The sequence below is a fragment of the Pseudomonas sp. 05N432 genome, assembly GCF_056396945.1.
Genome location: NZ_JBFTMM010000014.1, coordinates 41,483 through 61,380 on the forward strand (window position 1 = coordinate 41,483; position 19,898 = coordinate 61,380).

General features: G+C 59.8%; 16 protein-coding genes. 8 read left to right on the forward strand and 8 right to left on the reverse strand.

Annotated features, from left to right (window positions below; all coding sequences use genetic code 11):
- The first annotated feature begins 281 nt into the window (after positions 1-281).
- Positions 282-1,733: a family 20 glycosylhydrolase gene (locus tag AC1DHT_RS16095; RefSeq protein ID WP_427544328.1), complete on the forward strand. Its 1,452-nt coding sequence runs from the start codon at positions 282-284 to the stop codon at positions 1,731-1,733.
- Between the two features lie 219 nt (positions 1,734-1,952).
- The gene (locus AC1DHT_RS16100) at positions 1,953-3,152 is read left to right on the forward strand and encodes a glycosyltransferase family 4 protein (protein WP_427544331.1); all 1,200 of its coding nucleotides are present in this window, start codon (positions 1,953-1,955) and stop codon (positions 3,150-3,152) included.
- A gap of 108 nt (positions 3,153-3,260) precedes the next feature.
- On the opposite strand, the gene AC1DHT_RS16105 is transcribed toward AC1DHT_RS16100, so the two are convergent.
- From AC1DHT_RS16105 to AC1DHT_RS16115, 3 genes are all read right to left on the reverse strand, one after another.
- Positions 3,261-4,364 carry an NADH:flavin oxidoreductase gene (locus AC1DHT_RS16105; RefSeq protein WP_427544334.1) on the reverse strand — a complete coding sequence of 368 codons (1,104 nt, stop codon included), beginning with the start codon at positions 4,362-4,364 and terminating at the stop codon, positions 3,261-3,263.
- Between the two features lie 188 nt (positions 4,365-4,552).
- A complete protein-coding gene (locus AC1DHT_RS16110; protein ID WP_427544337.1) occupies positions 4,553-5,035 on the reverse strand; it encodes a glutathione peroxidase in 483 nt (160 codons plus the stop codon).
- Positions 5,036-5,159: 124 nt separating this feature from the next.
- Entirely contained in the window at positions 5,160-5,645 is a 486-nt protein-coding gene (locus tag AC1DHT_RS16115; protein WP_427530146.1) for an FKBP-type peptidyl-prolyl cis-trans isomerase, read from the reverse strand.
- On the opposite strand from AC1DHT_RS16115, the gene AC1DHT_RS16120 reads away from it, so the two are divergent.
- From AC1DHT_RS16120 to AC1DHT_RS16130, 3 genes are all read left to right on the forward strand, one after another.
- Positions 5,614-5,952 (forward strand): DUF3565 domain-containing protein, encoded by a 339-nt coding sequence (locus AC1DHT_RS16120; RefSeq protein ID WP_427544340.1) that lies wholly within the window; start codon positions 5,614-5,616, stop codon positions 5,950-5,952. The two genes, AC1DHT_RS16115 and AC1DHT_RS16120, sit on opposite strands and share 32 nt — an antisense overlap.
- A gap of 61 nt (positions 5,953-6,013) precedes the next feature.
- Positions 6,014-8,113, forward strand: a complete 2,100-nt coding sequence (gene pta, locus AC1DHT_RS16125) for a phosphate acetyltransferase (RefSeq protein WP_216742425.1) — start codon at positions 6,014-6,016, stop codon at positions 8,111-8,113.
- Positions 8,114-9,019: an acyltransferase gene (locus AC1DHT_RS16130; protein ID WP_427544343.1), complete on the forward strand. Its 906-nt coding sequence runs from the start codon at positions 8,114-8,116 to the stop codon at positions 9,017-9,019.
- A 185-nt stretch (positions 9,020-9,204) separates the two neighbouring features.
- Here AC1DHT_RS16130 and cysN read toward each other — a convergent pair whose 3' ends face one another.
- From cysN to AC1DHT_RS16145, 3 genes are all read right to left on the reverse strand, one after another.
- Complete coding sequence (cysN, locus tag AC1DHT_RS16135; protein WP_427530139.1) at positions 9,205-11,103, reverse strand: sulfate adenylyltransferase subunit CysN; 1,899 nt, start codon at positions 11,101-11,103, stop codon at positions 9,205-9,207.
- Positions 11,104-11,112: 9 nt separating this feature from the next.
- Entirely contained in the window at positions 11,113-12,030 is a 918-nt protein-coding gene (gene cysD / locus AC1DHT_RS16140) for a sulfate adenylyltransferase subunit CysD (protein WP_019691910.1), read from the reverse strand.
- A 262-nt stretch (positions 12,031-12,292) separates the two neighbouring features.
- Positions 12,293-13,051 carry a Nif3-like dinuclear metal center hexameric protein gene (locus AC1DHT_RS16145; RefSeq protein WP_427546709.1) on the reverse strand — a complete coding sequence of 253 codons (759 nt, stop codon included), beginning with the start codon at positions 13,049-13,051 and terminating at the stop codon, positions 12,293-12,295.
- A 102-nt stretch (positions 13,052-13,153) separates the two neighbouring features.
- On the opposite strand from AC1DHT_RS16145, the gene algW reads away from it, so the two are divergent.
- The 3 genes from algW to AC1DHT_RS16160 all read left to right on the forward strand — a co-directional run bounded on the left by algW (position 13,154) and on the right by AC1DHT_RS16160 (position 17,299).
- Complete coding sequence (gene algW, locus AC1DHT_RS16150; protein WP_427546712.1) at positions 13,154-14,308, forward strand: Do family serine endopeptidase AlgW; 1,155 nt, start codon at positions 13,154-13,156, stop codon at positions 14,306-14,308.
- Between the two features lie 144 nt (positions 14,309-14,452).
- Positions 14,453-16,558: a TonB-dependent siderophore receptor gene (locus tag AC1DHT_RS16155; protein ID WP_427546715.1), complete on the forward strand. Its 2,106-nt coding sequence runs from the start codon at positions 14,453-14,455 to the stop codon at positions 16,556-16,558.
- Positions 16,559-16,570: 12 nt separating this feature from the next.
- Positions 16,571-17,299 carry a DUF4198 domain-containing protein gene (locus AC1DHT_RS16160; protein WP_427546718.1) on the forward strand — a complete coding sequence of 243 codons (729 nt, stop codon included), beginning with the start codon at positions 16,571-16,573 and terminating at the stop codon, positions 17,297-17,299.
- 215 nt (positions 17,300-17,514) lie between these two features.
- Here AC1DHT_RS16160 and hisC read toward each other — a convergent pair whose 3' ends face one another.
- Both hisC and hisD read right to left on the reverse strand, forming a co-directional pair.
- Entirely contained in the window at positions 17,515-18,567 is a 1,053-nt protein-coding gene (gene hisC, locus AC1DHT_RS16165; RefSeq protein WP_427546721.1) for a histidinol-phosphate transaminase, read from the reverse strand.
- A gap of 2 nt (positions 18,568-18,569) precedes the next feature.
- Positions 18,570-19,895: a histidinol dehydrogenase gene (hisD, locus tag AC1DHT_RS16170; RefSeq protein WP_054593983.1), complete on the reverse strand. Its 1,326-nt coding sequence runs from the start codon at positions 19,893-19,895 to the stop codon at positions 18,570-18,572.
- Positions 19,896-19,898 lie beyond the last annotated feature (3 nt).

The window sequence follows — 19,898 nt, forward strand, 5'->3', positions numbered from 1 at the left end:
CGATACTCCTGTTACCCGGCACAATTGCCTGCGGCTTCTGGGGCACTTCTATCTCCGACACACGCGTAAAGCTACCTGTAAAAACTGACAGTCCAGACGAACGGTTATCAGCACAAGCAACGCTGATACCCCCCATGGCGATATTGACCCCGACCTAGTATTTCTTACAGTAGCCAGCCTCAAGCATCAGGTATCCAATGAGTCGCGAGGGCTCACCCACGTCAAGAACCTTCAAGCATTCAGGGATGAGTCACGATCTCAATTTATGGAGAACCGGTTCAATGACAACGTCCATCCAAAGCCCCATCGCCGCCAGCATAGTGGCGTCCAACAATCCCGCTAACGGATATCAAAACCCGCGCTTTCCCTGGCTCGACATGAGTCCCGCCGCACTGCACGCTGAACCTACAGCCGGTTTTGTCTACGTCCTTAGCGCAAGTACGCGCATCCTCATCGACGATGAGAGCCTGCGTCCTTTGGCGACACGGTTGGCATTCGGATTCGCCCTCGCCGCCGGGCTCGAAAAACAGCCTGCCATTGTGTCAGGGAATAGCCCTGCGCCGGGTGATGTAAAGCTGACACTGTCCGACCCGGATACCGCCGGTGTTCCAATTCCGGTCAAAGGCGCACCCGAGGCCTACCGAATCGATATCACCAGCACCGTCCACGTCACCGCGAAAACCCTGCAAGCCATGGCCCTGGCACTGACGACCTTGCATAAAGCGGCACAGGTTTCGACCAGTCTTGAATCTGGGTTTGTAATCGATGCCCCTAAATTTGGCGAACGCTCGGTGCTGATCGATGTGGGCCGCAAGTATTACAGCGTTGAATGGATGATAGACCTGCTGCATGAGATGGCCTGGAACAAGCTCAACACCCTGTATTTGCACCTCACCGACAATGAGGGGGTACGGGTCATCTTCCCTTCCGCCCCGGACACCGCCAGCCCCGATGCCTGGAGTGCAGAGGACCTCAAGAAAATCCTCGTTACAGCAGCGGCCCTTCACATTGAGGTCGTCCCCGGGATCGAATGGCCTGGGCATATGCAGTGGATTCTGCAAAATAAGCCGGAATTTCAGCTGCAGCTTTCAGGCGGCACGGTCGTGTCAAAAGCACTCGATTTCAGCATCCCCGCCGCTCGCGAATTTGTCATGGGGCTTATCAACGATCTTCTCAAGATGTTTCCGGATTGCACACGTCTCAATTTGGAGGCCGATGAGTACTTCCTCAGTCCGATCTCTCCGGGCAACACGCCACAACTGGCTCGGTACGCGCGGGAAAATTCCGGGCCGTCCAACGCAGACTCACGGGATGGTGTAAGGAAATTCGTCAACGAAGTCGCGAGACTTGTGCAGCAAAAAGGCAAGGTTGCGCGAATGTGGAACGACGCAGTCGTTGAAAAAGATCAAAAGATTTCTGTGGATAAAAACGTTGTAATCAAGTGCTGGAGTATCTGGGGCAGCACGCGCAACGAGAAAAATGTGCAAGCGTTGATCGATGAAGGGTACAGCGTGCTAAATGCCCACGGTGACTTTTATAACGTCATTAAGTCTGGCTGGGACAACCTTTTTGATCGCCTGCACTCACCCCACGGTATTTATGATCACTGGCGCCCCAACATTTTCATGGACGATGCGGGGCCTGGGCATACCGTCATAGATCCAGCCCATCCCGCCGTGCTGGGGGGGAGGCATACAGGTATGGGCCGACGAAGCGGCGTACATGACACCTGAAAAGGTCTGGTCGCATCTGAAAGAGTGGATGTTGCCACTGGGGCAGCGCGCATGGGGGTCACCGAATGCCGCTCCAGACTATAAATCCCTGTCACTGATCGCCCGTTCGGTTCGCTATGCCCCACCACGCCCTTGATACCTCGGTGGCCAGCTAGAGACTCGGTGCAGCCGAACGCGCTCATCGTCACAAATCCATCATCGCGCTGACACAATGGCGACATGGCCTCAGTCGACACTGAGGCCATGACGACAGCTCTGCATATCACCCTGATCACCGAAACCTTCCCTCCGGAAATCAACGGCGTGGCCAATACCCTTGGCCGCCTGTGCGAGGGTCTGCGCGCGCGCGGGCACCTGGTAGAACTGGTGCGACCGCGCCAGGGCAGCGATCAAACCCGCCTCAGCGACGATGAACTGCTGCTCTGCCGCGGTTGGCCGCTGCCGGGTTATCCGGGGCTGCAATGGGGCCAGTCGTCGATGCACAAGTTGCTCAGGCGCTGGCAGCGTCATCGCCCGGACGTGCTCTACATCGCCACCGAAGGACCGCTKGGGTTGTCGGCCTTGCGCGCAGCGCGGCGGCTGGGTATTTCAGTGGTGAGCGGGTTTCACACCAACTTCCAGCAGTACTCCAGCCAGTACGGCTTGGGACTGTTGACCCGGTTATTGACGCATTACCTGCGCTGGTTCCATAACCGCACCAAGTTGACCCTGGTGCCCAGCACCAGCCAGCGAATGGAGCTGGAACGTCGGCAGTTCGAGCGCCTGGCGCTGCTGTCCCGTGGCGTCGACAGCCAACTGTTCCACCCGGCCAAACGCCTGGGTTCGCTGCGTGAAAGCTGGGGGCTGGAGAACGACGACATCGCGCTGATTCACGTCGGCCGGCTCGCTCAGGAAAAAAACCTCGGTCTGCTCAAACGTTGCTACCAGGCTTTGCAGTCATCTTATCCACAACGACGCATAAAGCTGATCGTGATCGGTGATGGCCCACAGCGTGCACTGCTGGAAAAAGAACTGCCCGACGCGATTTTCTGTGGCTCGCAGCGCGGAGAAGCCCTGGCTTGTCACTACGCGTCCGGGGATCTGTTTCTGTTTCCGAGCCTGACCGAAACCTTCGGTAATGTGGTGCTGGAAGCCCTGGCCTCCGGATTGGGCGTGGTGGCCTACGATCAAGCGGCCGCCGCTCAACACATTCGTCATGGTTACAACGGCGTGTTGGCGATGCCGGGGGACGAAGAAGCGTTTTGCGATGCCGCCCGTTGGTTGCTGGAAGAAGCAGAAACCTTGCGCTGCATACGACTCAACGCGCGTCAGCACGCCAGTCGGCAAGGCTGGGGGGCAATCGTCGAGCAATTTGAAGGACAGTTGCGCGGGGCTTGCGTCGCAGAGCATGGGCCGGTGAGTGCTGCGATATTGCCCTGATTTCTCTGTGGCATTGAGTCAGCCATCGCGAGCAAGCTCGCTCCCACATTGGAATACATACTCCTGTGGGAGCTAGCCTGCTCGCGATGGCGTCCGCCCGAGCGCCGTTTAAACCAGCGTCATCAACGCCTCACGACTGAACGGCAGGATGTCCTGCTCGCGACCTTCGCGGACTTTCTGCGCCCAGTCCGGGTCGACCAGCAAGGCGCGCCCCACGGCCACCAGGTCGAACTCCTCGTTGTTCAAACGCTCCAGCAGGTTCTCCAGACTGGCCGGTTGCGCGACTTTGTCGGTGTTGACCATGAACTGCAGGAACTCACCGTCCAGCCCCACGCTGCCCACGGTGATGGTCGGCTTGCCCGTCAGTTTGCGGGTCCAGCCTGCCAGGTTCAGCTCGGAGCCGTCGAACTCCGGCTCCCAGAAACGCCGCGTCGAGCAATGAAAGATATCCACGCCGGCATCGGACAACGGCTGGAGAAATTCACCCAACGCCTCCGGGGTTTGCACCAGGCGCGCGGTGTAGTCCTGCTGCTTCCACTGCGAGTAACGGAAGATGATCGGGTAGCCCGGACCGACCGCCGCACGCACGGCCTGGATCAGCTCAATGGCAAAGCGCGAACGATTGGCCAGGCTGCCACCGTATTCGTCGGTGCGCTGGTTGCTGCCTTCCCAGAAGAACTGGTCGACCAGATAGCCGTGGGCGCCGTGAATCTCGACGCCGTCCATGCCAATGCTCTGCGCGTCTTTGGCGGCCTGGGCGAAGGCCGCGATCACATCCTGAATGTCTTGTTGGGTCATGCCGTGAACCACGACCTGACCGTCCTTGAGTTTTTCCGATGGCCCGTAGCCCGGCACGCTGGCGTCCGGCTCGGTGCCGATGCGCCGAACGTTGCCGACGTGCCACAACTGCGGAACGATCTTTCCGCCTTCAGCGTGCACCGCCTCCACGACTTTTTTCCAGCCGGCCAACGCCGCTTCGCCGTAAAAGTGCGGGACATTCGGGTAACCGTTGGAGGCCTTGTGGCCAACCGTGGTGCCCTCGGTGATGATCAGGCCCACCCCAGCAGCGGCGCGCCGGCGGTAGTACTCGATGACCTTCGAATTCGGCACGCCCCCCGGGGAAAACGAACGGGTCATCGGCGCCATGACCACACGGGTCGGCAGCTCCAGGGCACCGAGGCTGAACGGTTTGAACAAGGCTTTGACAGGCATGCGGCACTCCATGGAGAGGCGAGGTTTATGACGGCGATAATATGGAGTGCGCGCAGCCCTGAATAGCACTATTGATTGCAGTGATTAAGGTTCAAAAGACGGGGGGGGTCTGTAGGAGCACGGCTTGCCGGCGATGGCGTTCTTGAGATCGCTATCGCCGGCAAGCCGTGCTCCTACGGGAGACAGGTTCAGACCAGAGCTTTTTCGATCGCCTGAACGATCGTCGGATCATCCGGCGCAGTACGTGGCGAAAAACGCGCCAGCACGCGACCATCTTTGCCGAGAAGGAATTTTTCGAAGTTCCAGGTGATGTCACCCGGGAATTCTGCGCCCTCGCCTGCCAACAACCGGTACAGTTGATGACGGTCGTGACCGTTGACTTCCAGCTTGCTGGACAGCGGAAAGGTCACGCCGTAGTTGAGGCTGCAGAACTCTTTTATCTCGCGTTCAGTGCCTGGCTCTTGCCCGGCAAACTGATTGCACGGCAACCCCAGCACACTGAAACCTTTGCCCTTGTATTGCTGGTAGAGGTTTTCCAGAGCAGCGTACTGTGGGGTCAAACCACACTTGGAGGCGACGTTGACCACCAGCACGACGTGCCCTTTGAAGGGCGCCAGAGGTAACTCCTGGCCATCCAAAGTCTTCAATGTAAGGTCGTGAAAAGCACTCATGACGAACTCCAAATTTCCCGTGTTCTTCTCGAAACAGCCTCTTGGCGATGTCGCCAAGGACAGCCGCGGACTAAAAAGGCGCCCCTCGGGCGCCTCTCCAGTTCTCGAAGCTTAGCGCAGAAAATCAGTGGTGATGGCCACCTTCGCCATGGACGTGACCATGAGCGATTTCTTCCTGGCTGGCATCACGGATGTCGATGATCTTGACCTGGAAGTTCAAACGCTGACCGGCCAACGGGTGGTTGCCGTCAACGGTCACGTCGTCGCCGTCCAGATCACGGATGGTGACGATTTGCATCTGGCCGTCTGGCGCGGAAGCGTGGAACTGCATGCCCACTTCCAGTTCGTCGACGCCTTCGAACATGCTGCGGCTCAGGGTGCTGACCAGTTCGGCAGCGTATTCGCCGTAGGCATCTTCAGGTTCAACGGAGACGTTCAGTTCGTCACCGACTGCTTTACCTTCCAGGGCTTTTTCCAGGCCCGGGATGATGTTACCTGCGCCTTGCAGGTAAACCAGCGGTGCGCCGCCGGCAGAGCTGTCGATGACCTCACCAGCGTCGTTGGTCAGGGTATAGTCGATGGAGACAGCCTTATTGGCGGCGATCAGCATGGGGCGAGACCTTTTGCATAAGAATATAGAAAGACCAAGTTTAGCGAAGCAAACGCCCGAAAGCGAACAGAACCCGGACGGACGGGTCGCTTCGGCAGGGTCGACGATCGAAGGCTTCCATCAGGACGAGGATGGCCACTGGGTTGTCGAGCTTTCCTGCGGCCATACCCAGCATCTGCGCCACCAGCCACCCTGGCAATCACGAGCCTGGGTTCTGGACCCCGCCAAGCGTATTGAAAAAATAGGCCAACCCTTTGATTGCGGTTGGTGCGCTCAAGGCTCGGTTAGCGATAACCTTGACGTCTGAAATATAGGTAGAAGGCCAGTCATAGGCGTTCACCCTTGCCATGCACCTCCAGAGAATCCGCATGCAAACTTTTTTTATCGCGCCCACCGATTTTGGTGTGGGTCTGACCTCTATCAGCCTCGGGCTGGTGCGAACCCTTGAGCGAGCCGGGCTGAAAGTCGGCTTCTTCAAACCGATTGCCCAGCCGCACCCTGGCGACACCGGCCCTGAACGTTCCACCGAACTGGTGGCCCGCACCCACGGCCTGAAGCCGCCGCAGCCGCTGGGCCTGGCTCACGTCGAGCGGATGCTCGGCGACGGTCAGCTGGATGAGCTGCTGGAAGAAATCATCACCCTGTACCAGCAAGCCGCCATCGGCAAAGACGTGCTGGTCGTCGAAGGCATGGTCCCGACCCGCAGCGCCAGCTACGCCGCGCGGGTCAACCTGCACCTGGCGAAAAGCCTGGATGCCGAGGTGATTCTGGTTTCGGCACCGGAAAACGAAGTGCTCACCGAATTGTCTGGCCGGGTCGAGTTGCAAGCGCAATTGTTTGGCGGTCCGAAGGACCCGAAAGTGCTCGGCGTGATTCTCAACAAGGTCAAAACCGATGAAAGCATGGAGGCTTTCGCCGCCCGCCTGAAGGAACACTCGCCCTTGCTGCGCAGCGGCGACTTCCGGCTGTTGGGCTGCATTCCGTTCCAGCCGGAACTGAACGCCCCGCGCACCCGTGACGTCGCGGACTTGATGGGCGCTCAGGTGCTCAACGCCGGCGACTATGAAACCCGGCGCATGAGCAAGATCATCATCTGCGCCCGCACCATGCGCAACACGGTCGAACTGCTCAAGCCCGGCGTGCTGGTGGTAACCCCCGGCGATCGCGACGACATCATCCTCGCCGTCAGCCTCGCCGCGATCAACGGCGTGCCGCTGGCCGGGCTGCTGCTGACCAGCGGCACCCTGCCCGACCCACGGATCATGGACCTCTGCCGAGGTGCCTTGCAGGCCGGTCTGCCGGTGTTGTCGGTGAGCACCGGCTCCTACGAAACCGCCAACCAGTTGAACGGTTTGAACAAGGAAATCCCGATCGACGACCGCGAGCGTGCGGAAATCATCACCGATTTCGTCGCCAGCCACCTCGACGCCAACTGGCTGCACCAGCGCTGCGGCACGCCGCGTGAAATGCGCCTGTCGCCGGCAGTGTTCCGTTATCAACTGATCCAGCGCGCCCAGGCGGCCAACAAACGTATCGTCCTGCCCGAAGGTAGCGAACCTTTGACGGTACAGGCGGCGGCGATCTGCCAGGCCCGTGGCATTGCTCGCTGCGTGTTGCTGGCCAAACCCGAAGACGTACAAGCGGTCGCGCGCGCCCAGGGCATCGAGTTGCCTGAGGGCCTGGAGATTCTCGACCCGGACCTGATCCGTCAGCGTTATGTCGAACCGATGGTCGCACTGCGCAAGACCAAAAGCCTCAACGCGCCAATGGCCGAGCAACAGCTGGAAGACACTGTGGTGATCGGCACCATGATGCTCGCGCTGGATGAAGTCGACGGGCTGGTGTCCGGGGTCATCCACTCCACCGCCAATACCATTCGCCCGGCATTGCAACTGATCAAGACCGCACCCGGCTGCACACTGGTGTCGTCGGTGTTTTTCATGCTGTTCCCGGAGGAAGTGCTGGTCTACGGCGACTGCATCATGAACCCGCACCCGAGTGCCAGCGAATTGGCCGAGATCGCCCTGCAAAGCGCCGACTCCGCCGCTGCCTTCGGGATCACGCCACGGGTGGCGATGCTCAGCTACTCCAGCGGCGAATCGGCCAGCGGCGAAGAAGTCGAGAAAGTCCGCGAGGCCACCTTGCTCGCCCACGAAGCACAGAACGCGCTGCTGATCGACGGGCCGTTGCAGTACGACGCCGCGGCCAACGAAGACGTGGCCCGGCAACTGGCGCCGAACAGTCAGGTAGCCGGTCGGGCAACCGTGTTCATTTTCCCCGACCTGAACACCGGCAACACCACTCACAAAGCCGTGCAACGCAGCGCCGACTGCGTCAGCCTCGGACCGATGCTGCAAGGCCTGCGCAAACCGGTAAATGATTTGCCGCGCGGCGCTCAGGTCGACGACATCGTCTACACCATTGCCCTGACTGCGATTCAAGCCGCCAACCGACCTATGGATGTTTAAATGCTGGATTCTCTACCTGCACCCTTGCGAGGCGTTATCGCCTCGCTGTTGTTGGCGCTGAACACGATCGTCTGCTGCACACCGCTGTTTGTCGTGGCAATCTTCAAATTGCTGCTGCCCTTCCCGACCGCACAGCGCTTCACCGACTGGCTGATGAGCCACATCCATGAAGCCTGGATCAGCAACAACAAGGCCTGGATGGACTTGCTCGGGCACACGCACTGGACGCTCAGCGGGCTCGAAGGCCTGGACTACCAGCACTCGTACCTGATCACCAGCAATCACCAGAGCTGGGTCGACATCATGGTGTTGCAGTACGTGCTCAACCGTCGGATTCGCCCGCTGAAGTTCTTCCTCAAGCAAGAATTGATCTGGGTGCCGGTGATCGGCCTGGCCTGGTGGGCGCTGGGCTTCCCGTTCATGAAGCGTTACTCCAAGGCCTATCTGGAAAAGCACCCGGAGAAGAAAGGCAAAGACCTGGAAACCACTCGCAAGACCTGCGACAAGTTCCGCAATAACCCGGTGGGGATTTTCAACTTCGTCGAAGGCACGCGCTTTACCGAAGGCAAGCACGCGCAGCAGCAATCACCGTTCCGCTACCTGCTCAAGCCCAAGGCTGGCGGTATTGCGTTTGTGCTGGATGCCATGGGTGAGCAACTGGAAGCCATCGTCAACGTGACCATTCACTACCCGGCTGGGCGCCCCGGTTATTGGGACCTGCTGTGCGGCAACGTGAAAGACGTGGTGGTGCACTTTCAGGAACTGAAGATCCCGCCGCAGTTCATCGGCAAGAACTACGACCAGGACGGCGTGTACCGCCTGGAGTTCCAGGGCTGGATCAACCAGTTGTGGGATGACAAGGATGCGCTGCTTGAGCAGATGCATCGCGAGTATTCCGGGAAGTAATCAGGTGTCTGTACCGGCCCTATCGCGAGCAGGCTCGCTCCCACAGTTAATTTGTTGTGAACACAAAATTTGTATTCAATAGAAACTCCATGTGGGAGCGAGCCTGCTCGCGATGGGGCCCGACCAGACACAAAAAAGCCCGCAGATGATTGCTCATCTGCGGGCTTTTTATTGGCAGCTAACGCTTAGATCGCACCGCGCTTACGCAGCAGGTCCAGCACTTGCTTGACGCTTTCTTCCAGCGACAACGACTGGGTGTCGACCACAAGGTCGGCGTCCAGCGGTACGTCGTACGGGAAGGAATCGCCCGGGATGTTGTCGCCACCTGCAGCGTACAAACCTTGCGGATCACGTGCGGCGCAGACCATCGGCGACGCCTGCACGTAAACGGTCAGCAAGCGGTCATCGCCAATCAGCGCCTTGGCCTGTGCACGGCCTTCGGCGTCCGGTGCGACAAACGCCGCCAGGGTCAGCAAACCAGCTTCGTTGAACTGGCGTGCGACGTGAGCCGCACGACGCCAGTTCTCGGTACGCCCGGCGCGATCCTGTGGCAGACCTTTGTTCAGGTCGTGACGCAGGTTCTGCCCATCGAGCACAAACACTGCACGGCCCATGTCGAACAGCTTGCGTTCAACCGCATAGGCCAGGGTGCTTTTGCCCGCGCCCGAGAGGCCGCTGAACAGCACGGTAGCCGGTTGCTGGCCGAAGCGCTGGGCACGCTCTTCGGTGGCTACATGGGCCAATTTTCCATGGTGCGTGGAGCTGCCATGCGCCAAAGGCTGGGCGACGATCATGCCGGCGCCGACGGTGCCGTTGGTCAAGCGGTCGATGATGATGAACGAACCGGTGGTGCGGTTGCTTTCATACCCGTCGAGGGCAATCGGCGCGTCGAGGCTGATCTTGACCTTACCGATCTCGTTCAGCTGCAAGGCACTGGCCGGGCCTTCTTCCAGAGTGTTCACGTCGACCTTGTTGACGATGCTGGCGATCGAGCCCGGCACGTAACTGGTGGCGCGCTTGATGTCGTATTTCTTGCCCGGCAGCATCGGCTCTTCAGCCATCCACACCAGCATCGCTTCGAAGCTGTCGGTGACCGGTGGCACGTTGTCGGCATGCACCAGCAAGTCGCCACGGGAGATGTCGATTTCGTCTTCCATGGTCAGCGTCACCGCCTGACCCGGGCCTGCGTGTTCCAGTTCACCTTCGAAAGTGACGATGGATTTCACGCGGCTGCTCTTGCCCGACGGCAGTACCACGACTTCGTCGCCCTTCTTGACGATACCGCTGGCCAGGGTGCCGGCGAAACCGCGGAAGTTCAGGTTCGGCCGGTTGACGTATTGCACCGGGAAACGCAGATCGGTGAAGTTACGGTCGCCCGCGACTTCCACGGTTTCAAGTATCTCCATCAGCGACTGGCCGGTGTACCACGGCGAGCGCTCGGACTTGTTCACCACGTTGTCGCCCTTCAGTGCCGACATCGGCACGAAGTGCATGCTGGTAGGCTTCATTTTCAAGCCTTCAGCGAACTTCAGGTAATCGGCCTTGATCGATTCGAACACGCCCTGATCGAAGTCCTTGAGGTCCATCTTGTTGATGGCAACGACGATGTGCTTGATGCCCAGCAACGAGGCAATGAAGCTGTGGCGACGGGTCTGGGTCTGCACGCCGTAACGGGCGTCGACCAGGATGATCGCCAGGTCACAGGTGGATGCACCGGTGGCCATGTTGCGGGTGTACTGCTCATGGCCAGGGGTGTCGGCAATGATGAATTTGCGCTTGGCGGTGGAGAAATAGCGGTACGCGACATCGATGGTGATGCCTTGTTCACGCTCGGCCTGCAGGCCGTCGACCAGCAACGCCAGGTCGATATCGTCACCGGTGGTGCCGACTTTTTTCGAGTCGCGGGTAATGGCTTCCAGATGATCCTCGTAGATCATCTTGGAGTCGTGCAGCAGGCGCCCGATCAGGGTGCTCTTGCCGTCGTCGACGTTACCGCACGTCAGAAAGCGCAGCAGCTCTTTACGTTCGTGCTGGCCCAGGTAGGCGAGGATGTCCTCGCTGATCAAATCAGATTGATGCGACATGACAGCCCCTTAGAAATAACCTTGACGTTTTTTGTCTTCCATCGAGCCGGCGCCATCGTGATCGATGACTCGGCCCTGGCGCTCGGAAGTTCGCGTCAGGAGCATTTCCTGAATGATGTCCGTGAGGCTTTCGGCCTCGGACTCCACCGCGCCCGTCAACGGGTAGCAGCCAAGGGTACGGAAACGCACTTTCTTTTTGACGATGCGGGCTTTGTCTTCGTCGCTCAGGTGCTCGAGGATGCGCTCGTCGTCGATCATGATCAGCGTGCCGTTCTTCTCGATGACCTCGCGCTCGGCGGCGAAGTACAGCGGGACGATCGGGATGCCTTCGAGGTAGATGTACTGCCAGATGTCCAGCTCGGTCCAGTTCGACAGCGGGAATACGCGGATCGATTCGCCTTTGTTGACCTTGCCGTTGTAGACGTTCCACAGCTCCGGGCGCTGGTTTTTCGGATCCCAGCGGTGCTTGCTGTCGCGGAACGAGTACACGCGCTCCTTGGCGCGGGATTTCTCTTCATCGCGGCGCGCACCACCGAAGGCTGCGTCGAAGCCGTACTTGTCCAAAGCCTGTTTCAGGCCTTCGGTCTTCATGATGTCGGTGTGCTTGGCACTGCCGTGGGTGAAGGGGTTGATCCCTTGAGCCACGCCTTCCGGGTTGACGTAGGTGATCAGGTCAAGGCCCAGCTCTGCGACCATCTTGTCGCGGAAGCTGTACATCTCCTGAAATTTCCATTGGGTGTCGACGTGCATCACCGGAAACGGCAGCTTGCCCGGGAAGAACGCCTTGCGTGCCAGATGCAGCATCACGGCGGAGTCTTTACCGATGGAGTACAGCATCACCGGGTTGTCGAACTCGGCGGCCACCTCGCGGATGATGTGGATGCTTTCCGCCTCCAGCTGTTTCAGATGCGTCAGTTTGTCGACCATGGCTACTCACGAAAGCTTTCTTATGAACGGCCAGCGGGCCGTGTTCGAGCGGCGAATGCTAGCACAGCGACCTCTTCTAATCAGGACGCCGACTAGATCGAAAGAGCATATGAATATACCTGCCTGTTCGGGCGCCGCAGGCCCTTGTGGGAGCGAGCCCGCTCGCGAAAGCGGTGTTGACTGACCCACCGCTATCGCGAGCAGACGAACGTCGCCCGGCTCTTCCCACATTTGATCCCCAGTGTTCGCAGATTCCAGGGATTCAAATCGGATTCGGGCAATCGATGAAGATGTGTTCAAGGGCAAACCGTCGCGCCAGATAATCCCCCAGCGCCTGCACGCCAAAGCGTTCGGTGGCGTGATGGCCGGCGGCGATGAAGCTGATGTCGTTTTCCCGGGCGCTGTGGAAGGTTTGTTCGGATGCTTCACCACTCAGGTACAGATCGACACCGGCCAGCACCGCCTGATCGATATAGCCCTGGCCACCGCCCGTGCACCAGCCGACGCGCCGGACCATTTTGCTGCCCTCGATCAACAATGGCTCACGCCCCATGACCTCTTGCACATGACGGGCAAAGTCGCGCGCGGTCATCGGCTCGGCGAGCGAACCGACCAGCCCGACCACTTTGAGGTTTTCCGGGTCCAGCGGGCCTTCGACGGTGATGTCCAGTTGGCGAGCCAGTTGCACGTTGTTGCCCACTTCCGGGTGCAAATCCAGCGGCAAGTGATAGGCCAGGAGGCTGATGTCGTGCTTGAGCAGGGTTTTGAGCCTACGCTGCTTCATACCGGTGATGCAGGGGTTTTCACCTTTCCAGAAGTAGCCGTGGTGAACCAGCACCAGATCGGCCTTGGCGTCGACCGCGGCATCGAGCAACGCCTGGCTGGCCGTGACGCCGCTGACGATGCGCATGACCTGCGGCCGACCTTCGACTTGCAGGCCATTGGGGCAATAATCGGCAATCCGCGAACTGGCAAGGTAACGATCCGCTTCTTCTACCAGGGTGCTCAGGGCGACGGCCATAAAAGACTCCTAAATATCCCGTTCAGAGGCGCGCGCGGCCTCGTATAATGCGCGACATTATGGGCCGTCCATGGTCCTTCGTAACCTCCCAGGATTTGTTCAATGCTCAAGGGTCTGCGTTTTTTTGGCTGGCCGCTGCTGGCCGGCGTGCTTATCGCGTTGTTGATCATCCAGCGTTACCCGCAATGGGTCGGCCTGCCAACCCTGGATGTGAACCTGCAACAAGCCCCACAAACCACTCAGACCCAACAGGGACCGGTGTCTTACGCCGATGCCGTGGTCATTGCCGCACCGGCAGTGGTCAACCTCTACACCACCAAAGTGGTCAACAAAACCAGCCATCCGTTGTTTGAAGACCCGCAATTCCGGCGTTTCTTCGGCGACAACGCGCCCAAGCAGAAGCGCATGGAGTCGAGCCTCGGTTCCGGCGTGATCATGAGCCCTGAAGGTTATTTGCTGACCAACAACCACGTGACCACCGGCGCCGACCAGATCGTTGTCGCGCTCAAGGATGGTCGTGAAACCCTGGCTCGCGTGATCGGCAGCGACCCGGAAACCGACCTCGCGGTGCTGAAAATCGATTTGAAAAACCTGCCGTCGATCACCGTCGGCCGCTCGGAAAACATCCGCGTCGGCGATGTCGCGCTGGCCATCGGCAACCCGTTTGGTGTCGGCCAGACCGTGACCATGGGCATCATCAGCGCCACTGGGCGCAATCAGTTGGGCCTGAACAACTACGAAGACTTCATCCAGACCGACGCCGCGATCAACCCGGGCAACTCCGGCGGTGCGCTGGTAGACGCCAACGGCAACCTTACCGGGATCAACACCGCGATTTTCTCCAAGTCCGGCGGCTCACAAGGCATTGGTTTCGCGATCCCGATCAAGCTGGCGATGGAAGTGATGAAGTCGATCATCGAACACGGCCAGGTGATTCGCGGCTGGCTGGGGATTGAAGTGCAGCCGTTGAGTCAGGAACTGGCGGAATCGTACGGTCTGTCCGGGCGTCCGGGGATTGTGGTTGCGGGGATTTTCCGCGACGGCCCGGCACAAAAAGCCGGCCTGCAACTGGGCGATGTGATCCTCAGCATTGACGGCGAACCGGCCGGCGATGGCCGCCGTTCGATGAACCAGGTGGCGCGGATCAAACCGACCGACAAAGTGACTGTTCAGGTCATACGCAATGGCAAGGAACTCAAGCTGACCGCAGAAATCGGCCTGCGTCCGCCACCGGCCCCGGTCAAAGAAGAAGAGTAATTCGTAGGAACTGCCGAAGGTTCGGGCCGCGTTCGGACGATCTTTTCGAGGCCTTCGACAGCGCCAATCGTCTCGAAGCCTCTAAAAGCATACATTCTCATTAGGCATGTTATATTGTTTCAATATCGCTATTGGAACGATCTCATGCCGTCTCGTAAATTTGCTCCTCTGGCAGGCCTGGCCCTGGGTCTGCTGGGGGATCCGGTGTTCGCCGAAGACCCACAACCGCTTGAACTGGACACCATCAGCGTCACCTCCGATTACGAGTCCGCCACCGGCCCGGTGAACGGCTATCGCGCCACGCGATCGTCCAGCGCGACCAAAACCGACAGCGCAATCCGCGATATCCCGCAATCCATCAGCGTGATTCCTGCCAGCGTGCTCAAGGACCTGGGCAGCCACAATGTCGAGCGCGCGCTGGAGTTTGCCGGTGGCGTATCGAAACAGAACAACTTCGGCGGCCTGACACTGTATGAGTACAGCGTGCGTGGCTTCACCACCTCGGAGTTCTACAAGGACGGCTTCAGCGCGAACCGCGGTTACCCGAGCACCCCGGACGCCGCAAACGTCGAGCGCATCGAAGTGCTCAAGGGCCCCGCCGCCAGTCTTTACGGGCGCGGCGACCCTGGCGGTACGGTGAACATCGTCACCAAAAAACCGCAGCCCGAAGCCTTCAGCACCTTGCAGACCAGCGCCGGCAGTTGGGATCGTTACCGCACCGCGCTGGACGTCAACACCCCGCTCGATCCGCAAGGAGATGTGTTGTCGAGGGTCAATCTGGCGGTCGAAGACAACCACAGCTTTCGTGATCACGTCGACAGCCAGCGGGTGTTCGTTGCGCCGTCGCTCAGTTGGCAACTCAACCCGGACACCAGCCTGCTGCTGGAAAGCGAGATTGTCCGTCACAGTTCGACCTTCGACCGTGGCATCGTCGCGCCGAACAACAGCTGGAGCGGTGTCTCGCGCTCGACCTTCCTCGGTGAACCTGACGACGGCAACATCGACAACCACAACAATCTGTTGCAGGCGACCCTCGAACACCACCTCAACGACGCCTGGAAACTGCGCCTGGCCAGCCATTACAAGGAAGGCAAACTCTGGGGCTTTGCCTCGGAAGCCCGCCCGTTGAACGCCGATCAACACACGGTCAACCGCCGTTACCGAGAGCGCGACAACCGTTGGCACGACAGCATCACCCAGCTCGAACTGCGCGGTTTGTTCGACATCGGCAGCTGGCAACACGAACTGCTGATTGGCAGCGAGTACGAAAACTTCCGCAAGAACGAGCGGGTCACCACGATCGCTGGCGGCCCTTACGCGATCGACATCTACGACCCGGTTTACGGTCAGCCCAAACCCGATGGCAAGCGCTCGGGCCCGGACTTTTTCGAGCAGGTCGAAAGCCAGGCACTGAACCTTCAGGACCAGATCGTGTTCACCGAGCGCCTGCGCGGCATGCTCGGGGTACGCTTGGAACACTTCGAGCAAACCATCGACGACCACACGCTGAACAACCGCAGCCGACAGCACCACGACGCTCTGACCCAACGCGCCGGTCTGCTCTATCAACTGACGCCACAGCATGGACTGTTCGCCAACGCCTCGACCTCGTTCAAACCGAACAACGGCCTGGATGCCACAGGCAAATCCTTCGATCCGGAAGAAGGCGTTGGCTACGAGGTCGGGATTAAGAGCGAGCTGTTCGATGAGCGCCTGAGCAGCACCCTCGCCGCTTTTCGGATCGAGAAAGAAAACGTTCTCGCCCTCGACCCCGCCACCGATAGCAACCGCGCCATGGGCAAGGCCCGCAGCCAGGGTTTCGATCTGCAAGTGAGCGGGCAACTCACTGACGCTGTGCGAGTGATCGGTGCGTTTGCGTACATCGACGCCGAGGTTACCCAAGGCGACAAAGCCATTGCGACCGGTAGCCGGATTCTCGGCGTGGCCAGGCACAGCGGCAGTTTGCTGGGCGTTTATGAATTTCAGGAAGGTCTGCTGCGTGGCTCGGATGTCGGCGCGGCCTACACCTATGTCGGCGATCGCTCGGGCGAAGCCGGCAGCGACTTCGAACTGCCGGCCTACCACACCGTCGACCTGCTGGCCCATTACAAGGCCAGTGAAAACGTCACGTTGGGGCTGAACCTGAACAACCTTTTCGACGAGAAATACTTCGAGCGCTCCTACAGCAACTACTGGGTCAACCCCGGCGAGCCGCGCAATTTCACCGTCAGCCTGACACTCAACCTGTAAAAGGAAGTCACCATGCAACACTTCAAACCCGTAGCGCTCAGCCTGCTGCTCGGCCTGATGTTTACCGGCCAGGTCTCGGCCCATGGCCTGTGGACCGAACAACGTCGCGGCAACATCGAAGTCATCTACGGCCACGGCGCCGAAGACAACGCCTTCAAGGCGCAAAAAATCAGCGGCGCCTGGGCCTACGACATCGGCGGCAAAATGATCCCGGTTACCGTAGAACGCCTGGCCGATCACGCGCGCCTGCAACCACTCAAATCGCCAGCGGTGCTGGCCGTGGCGCTGGACAATGGCATGTGGTCGCAGACTGCCGACAAAAAGTGGATCAATCAGGGGCGCAGCAAAGTGCCGGGCGCCATCGAGTCGACCCAGACGTTCAAGTACAGCCTGGCGATTTATCAGCCGGGAGCGACGCTGCCTAAACTCGATCAGATCAAACTGCTGATTGTGCCGGAAGTTGATCCGCTGACCGTTGGCCCGGGCAAATCATTGCCGGTGCGGGTGTTGCTCGATGGCAAACCGGCGGCGGGGATCAAGTTGATTGGCGACTATCGCAATGCGCCGAACACCTTGAGCACGGAAACCGATGCCGAAGGCCGGGCGCAGGTGCTGGTGCGCAACGAAGGGTTGAATGTGATTGCCGCGCAGGTGGAAATCCCGTTGAAGGACAATCCGGATGTGGCGACGCGAGGGGTGTTCAGTTCGTTGACGTTCCTCGGTGAACCGCATCACGAGTGAATGAGGTTGAGGGGTGGTTTGAATCATAGGCAGATCCAGAAACCACCCCTCACCCCAGCCCTCTCCCCGAGGGGGGAGAGGGGGAAAGGGAGCCGAACTCTGTTGTTTTCAAAACCTGAGTTCGGCTTGATCTCTCAGGTCGCAGCACATCGACCAGCCCCTCTCGGTCAGTTCCCTCGCCCCTCTGGGGAGAGGGTTAGGGTGAGGGGATGGTTTTAGAGATCGCCCAAACCGTCGATCAACGCCTGGTTCTGCTCTGGCGTACCGATGGTGATACGCAGGAACTGGGCAATCCGTTCCTGCTTGAAGTGCCGGACGATCACGCCTTGCTCGCGCAACTTCGCCGCCAGGCCTGCCGCGTCATGCTGCGGGTGACGGGCGAAGATGAAGTTCGCCGCCGACGGCAACACCTCAAAGCCCTTCTCCTGCATGTGCTTGACCACCCACTCGCGACTCTCGATCACCAGCTGGCAGGTCTTGTCGAAGTGCTCGCGATCGGCAAACGCCGCTGCCGCACCGACAATCGCCAGGCGATCCAGGGGATAGGAGTTGAAGCTGTTCTTGATCCGCTCCAGCGCCTCGATCAGGTCCGGATGCCCTACCGCCAGGCCCACGCGCAAACCGGCCAGCGAACGCGACTTGGAGAGGGTCTGAGTCACCAGCAGGTTCGGGTAACGGTCGACCAGGCTGATTGCGGTTTCACCGCCGAAATCGACATAGGCTTCGTCGACCACCACCACCGAATCAGGGCTGGCCTTGAGGATTTGCTCGACGGCGTCCAGCGCCAACAGGCAACCGGTCGGGGCGTTCGGGTTGGGGAAAATGATCCCGCCGTTCGGCTTGGCATAATCCGCAACACGAATCTGGAACTGCTCGTCCAGCGGTACCGCGTCGAATGGAATGCCGTACAAGCCGCAATACACCGGATAAAAGCTGTAGCTGATGTCCGGGAACAGTAACGGTTTATCGTGTTGCAGCAAACCGTGAAAGATGTGCGCCAGGACTTCATCCGAACCATTGCCGAGGAACACCTGATTGCCCTGTACACCGTAATACTCAGCCACTGCCTGCTTGAGCAGGTCGCTGTTGGGGTCCGGGTACAGACGCAGGTTGTCATTCAGTTCGGTTTGCATCGCCGCCAGTGCTTTAGGCGATGGGCCGTAAGGGTTTTCGTTGGTGTTGAGCTTGACCAGCTTCGCCAGTTTCGGCTGCTCGCCCGGTACGTATGGCACCAGATCCTTGACGAATGGACTCCAGAATTTGCTCATGCTCAGTTCCCCTGCTTGTCGTCAACGATGCGGTATTCGGCGCTGCGGGCGTGAGCGGTCAGCGACTCGCCACGGGCCAGCACGGAAGCGGTCTTGCCCAGTTCGGAGGCACCCTGCTCGGAGCAGAAGATAATCGACGAACGTTTCTGGAAGTCATACACACCCAGCGGCGAGGAGAAACGCGCGGTGCCGGAAGTCGGCAGCACGTGGTTGGGACCGGCGCAGTAATCGCCCAAAGCCTCGGACGTATGGCGGCCCATGAAGATTGCGCCGGCGTGGCGGATCTGCGGCAACCAGGCTTGCGGATCGGCCACCGACAGTTCCAGGTGTTCCGGCGCAATGCGGTTGGCCACGTCGATGGCTTGCTGCATGTCGCGAACCTGAATCAGCGCACCACGGCCATTGATCGAGGTGTTGATGATTTCGGCGCGTTCCATGGTCGGCAGCAGTTTGGCGATGCTTGCCGCCACCTGGTCGAGGAACCCGGCATCGGGGCTGACCAGAATCGCCTGCGCGTCTTCGTCGTGCTCGGCCTGGGAGAACAGGTCCATGGCGATCCAGTCCGGATCGGTCTGGCCGTCGCACACCACGAGGATTTCCGAAGGGCCGGCAATCATGTCGATACCGACCTGGCCGAACACATGACGCTTGGCGGTGGCGACATAGATGTTGCCCGGGCCAACGACCTTGTCGACCTTCGGCACGCTTTCGGTGCCGTAGGCCAGCGCGGCAACCGCTTGCGCGCCACCGATGGTGAACACCCGGTCGACGCCCGCGATGCACGCCGCTGCCAGCACCAGTTCGTTGACTTCACCGCGTGGCGTCGGTACGACCATGACCACTTCGGTCACGCCGGCCACCTTGGCCGGAATCGCATTCATCAACACCGAAGACGGGTAAGACGCCTTGCCGCCCGGCACGTACAGGCCGGCGCGATCCAGCGGCGTGACTTTCTGGCCCAGCACCGTGCCGTCGGCTTCGGTGTAGCTCCAGGAGTCCTGCTTCTGTTTTTCGTGGTAGCTGCGCACCCGCGCCGCGGCTTTTTCCAGCGCTTCGCGTTGAGGCACGGTGATCCGGGTCAGTGCCAGTTCCAGGCGCTCGCGCGGCAGGATCAGGTCGGCCATCGACGCCACTTGCAGGCCGTCGAATTTCTGGGTGAACTCAACCAGCGCCGCGTCGCCGCGCTCACGCACAGCCTTGATGATGTCCAGCACCCGCTGATTGACCGAGTCGTCAGACACACTTTCCCAGCTCAGCAGATGATCCAGATGATGCGCGAAATCCGGGTCAGCAGCGTTGAGTCGGCGAATTGCAGTCGGTGCGGTCATAGC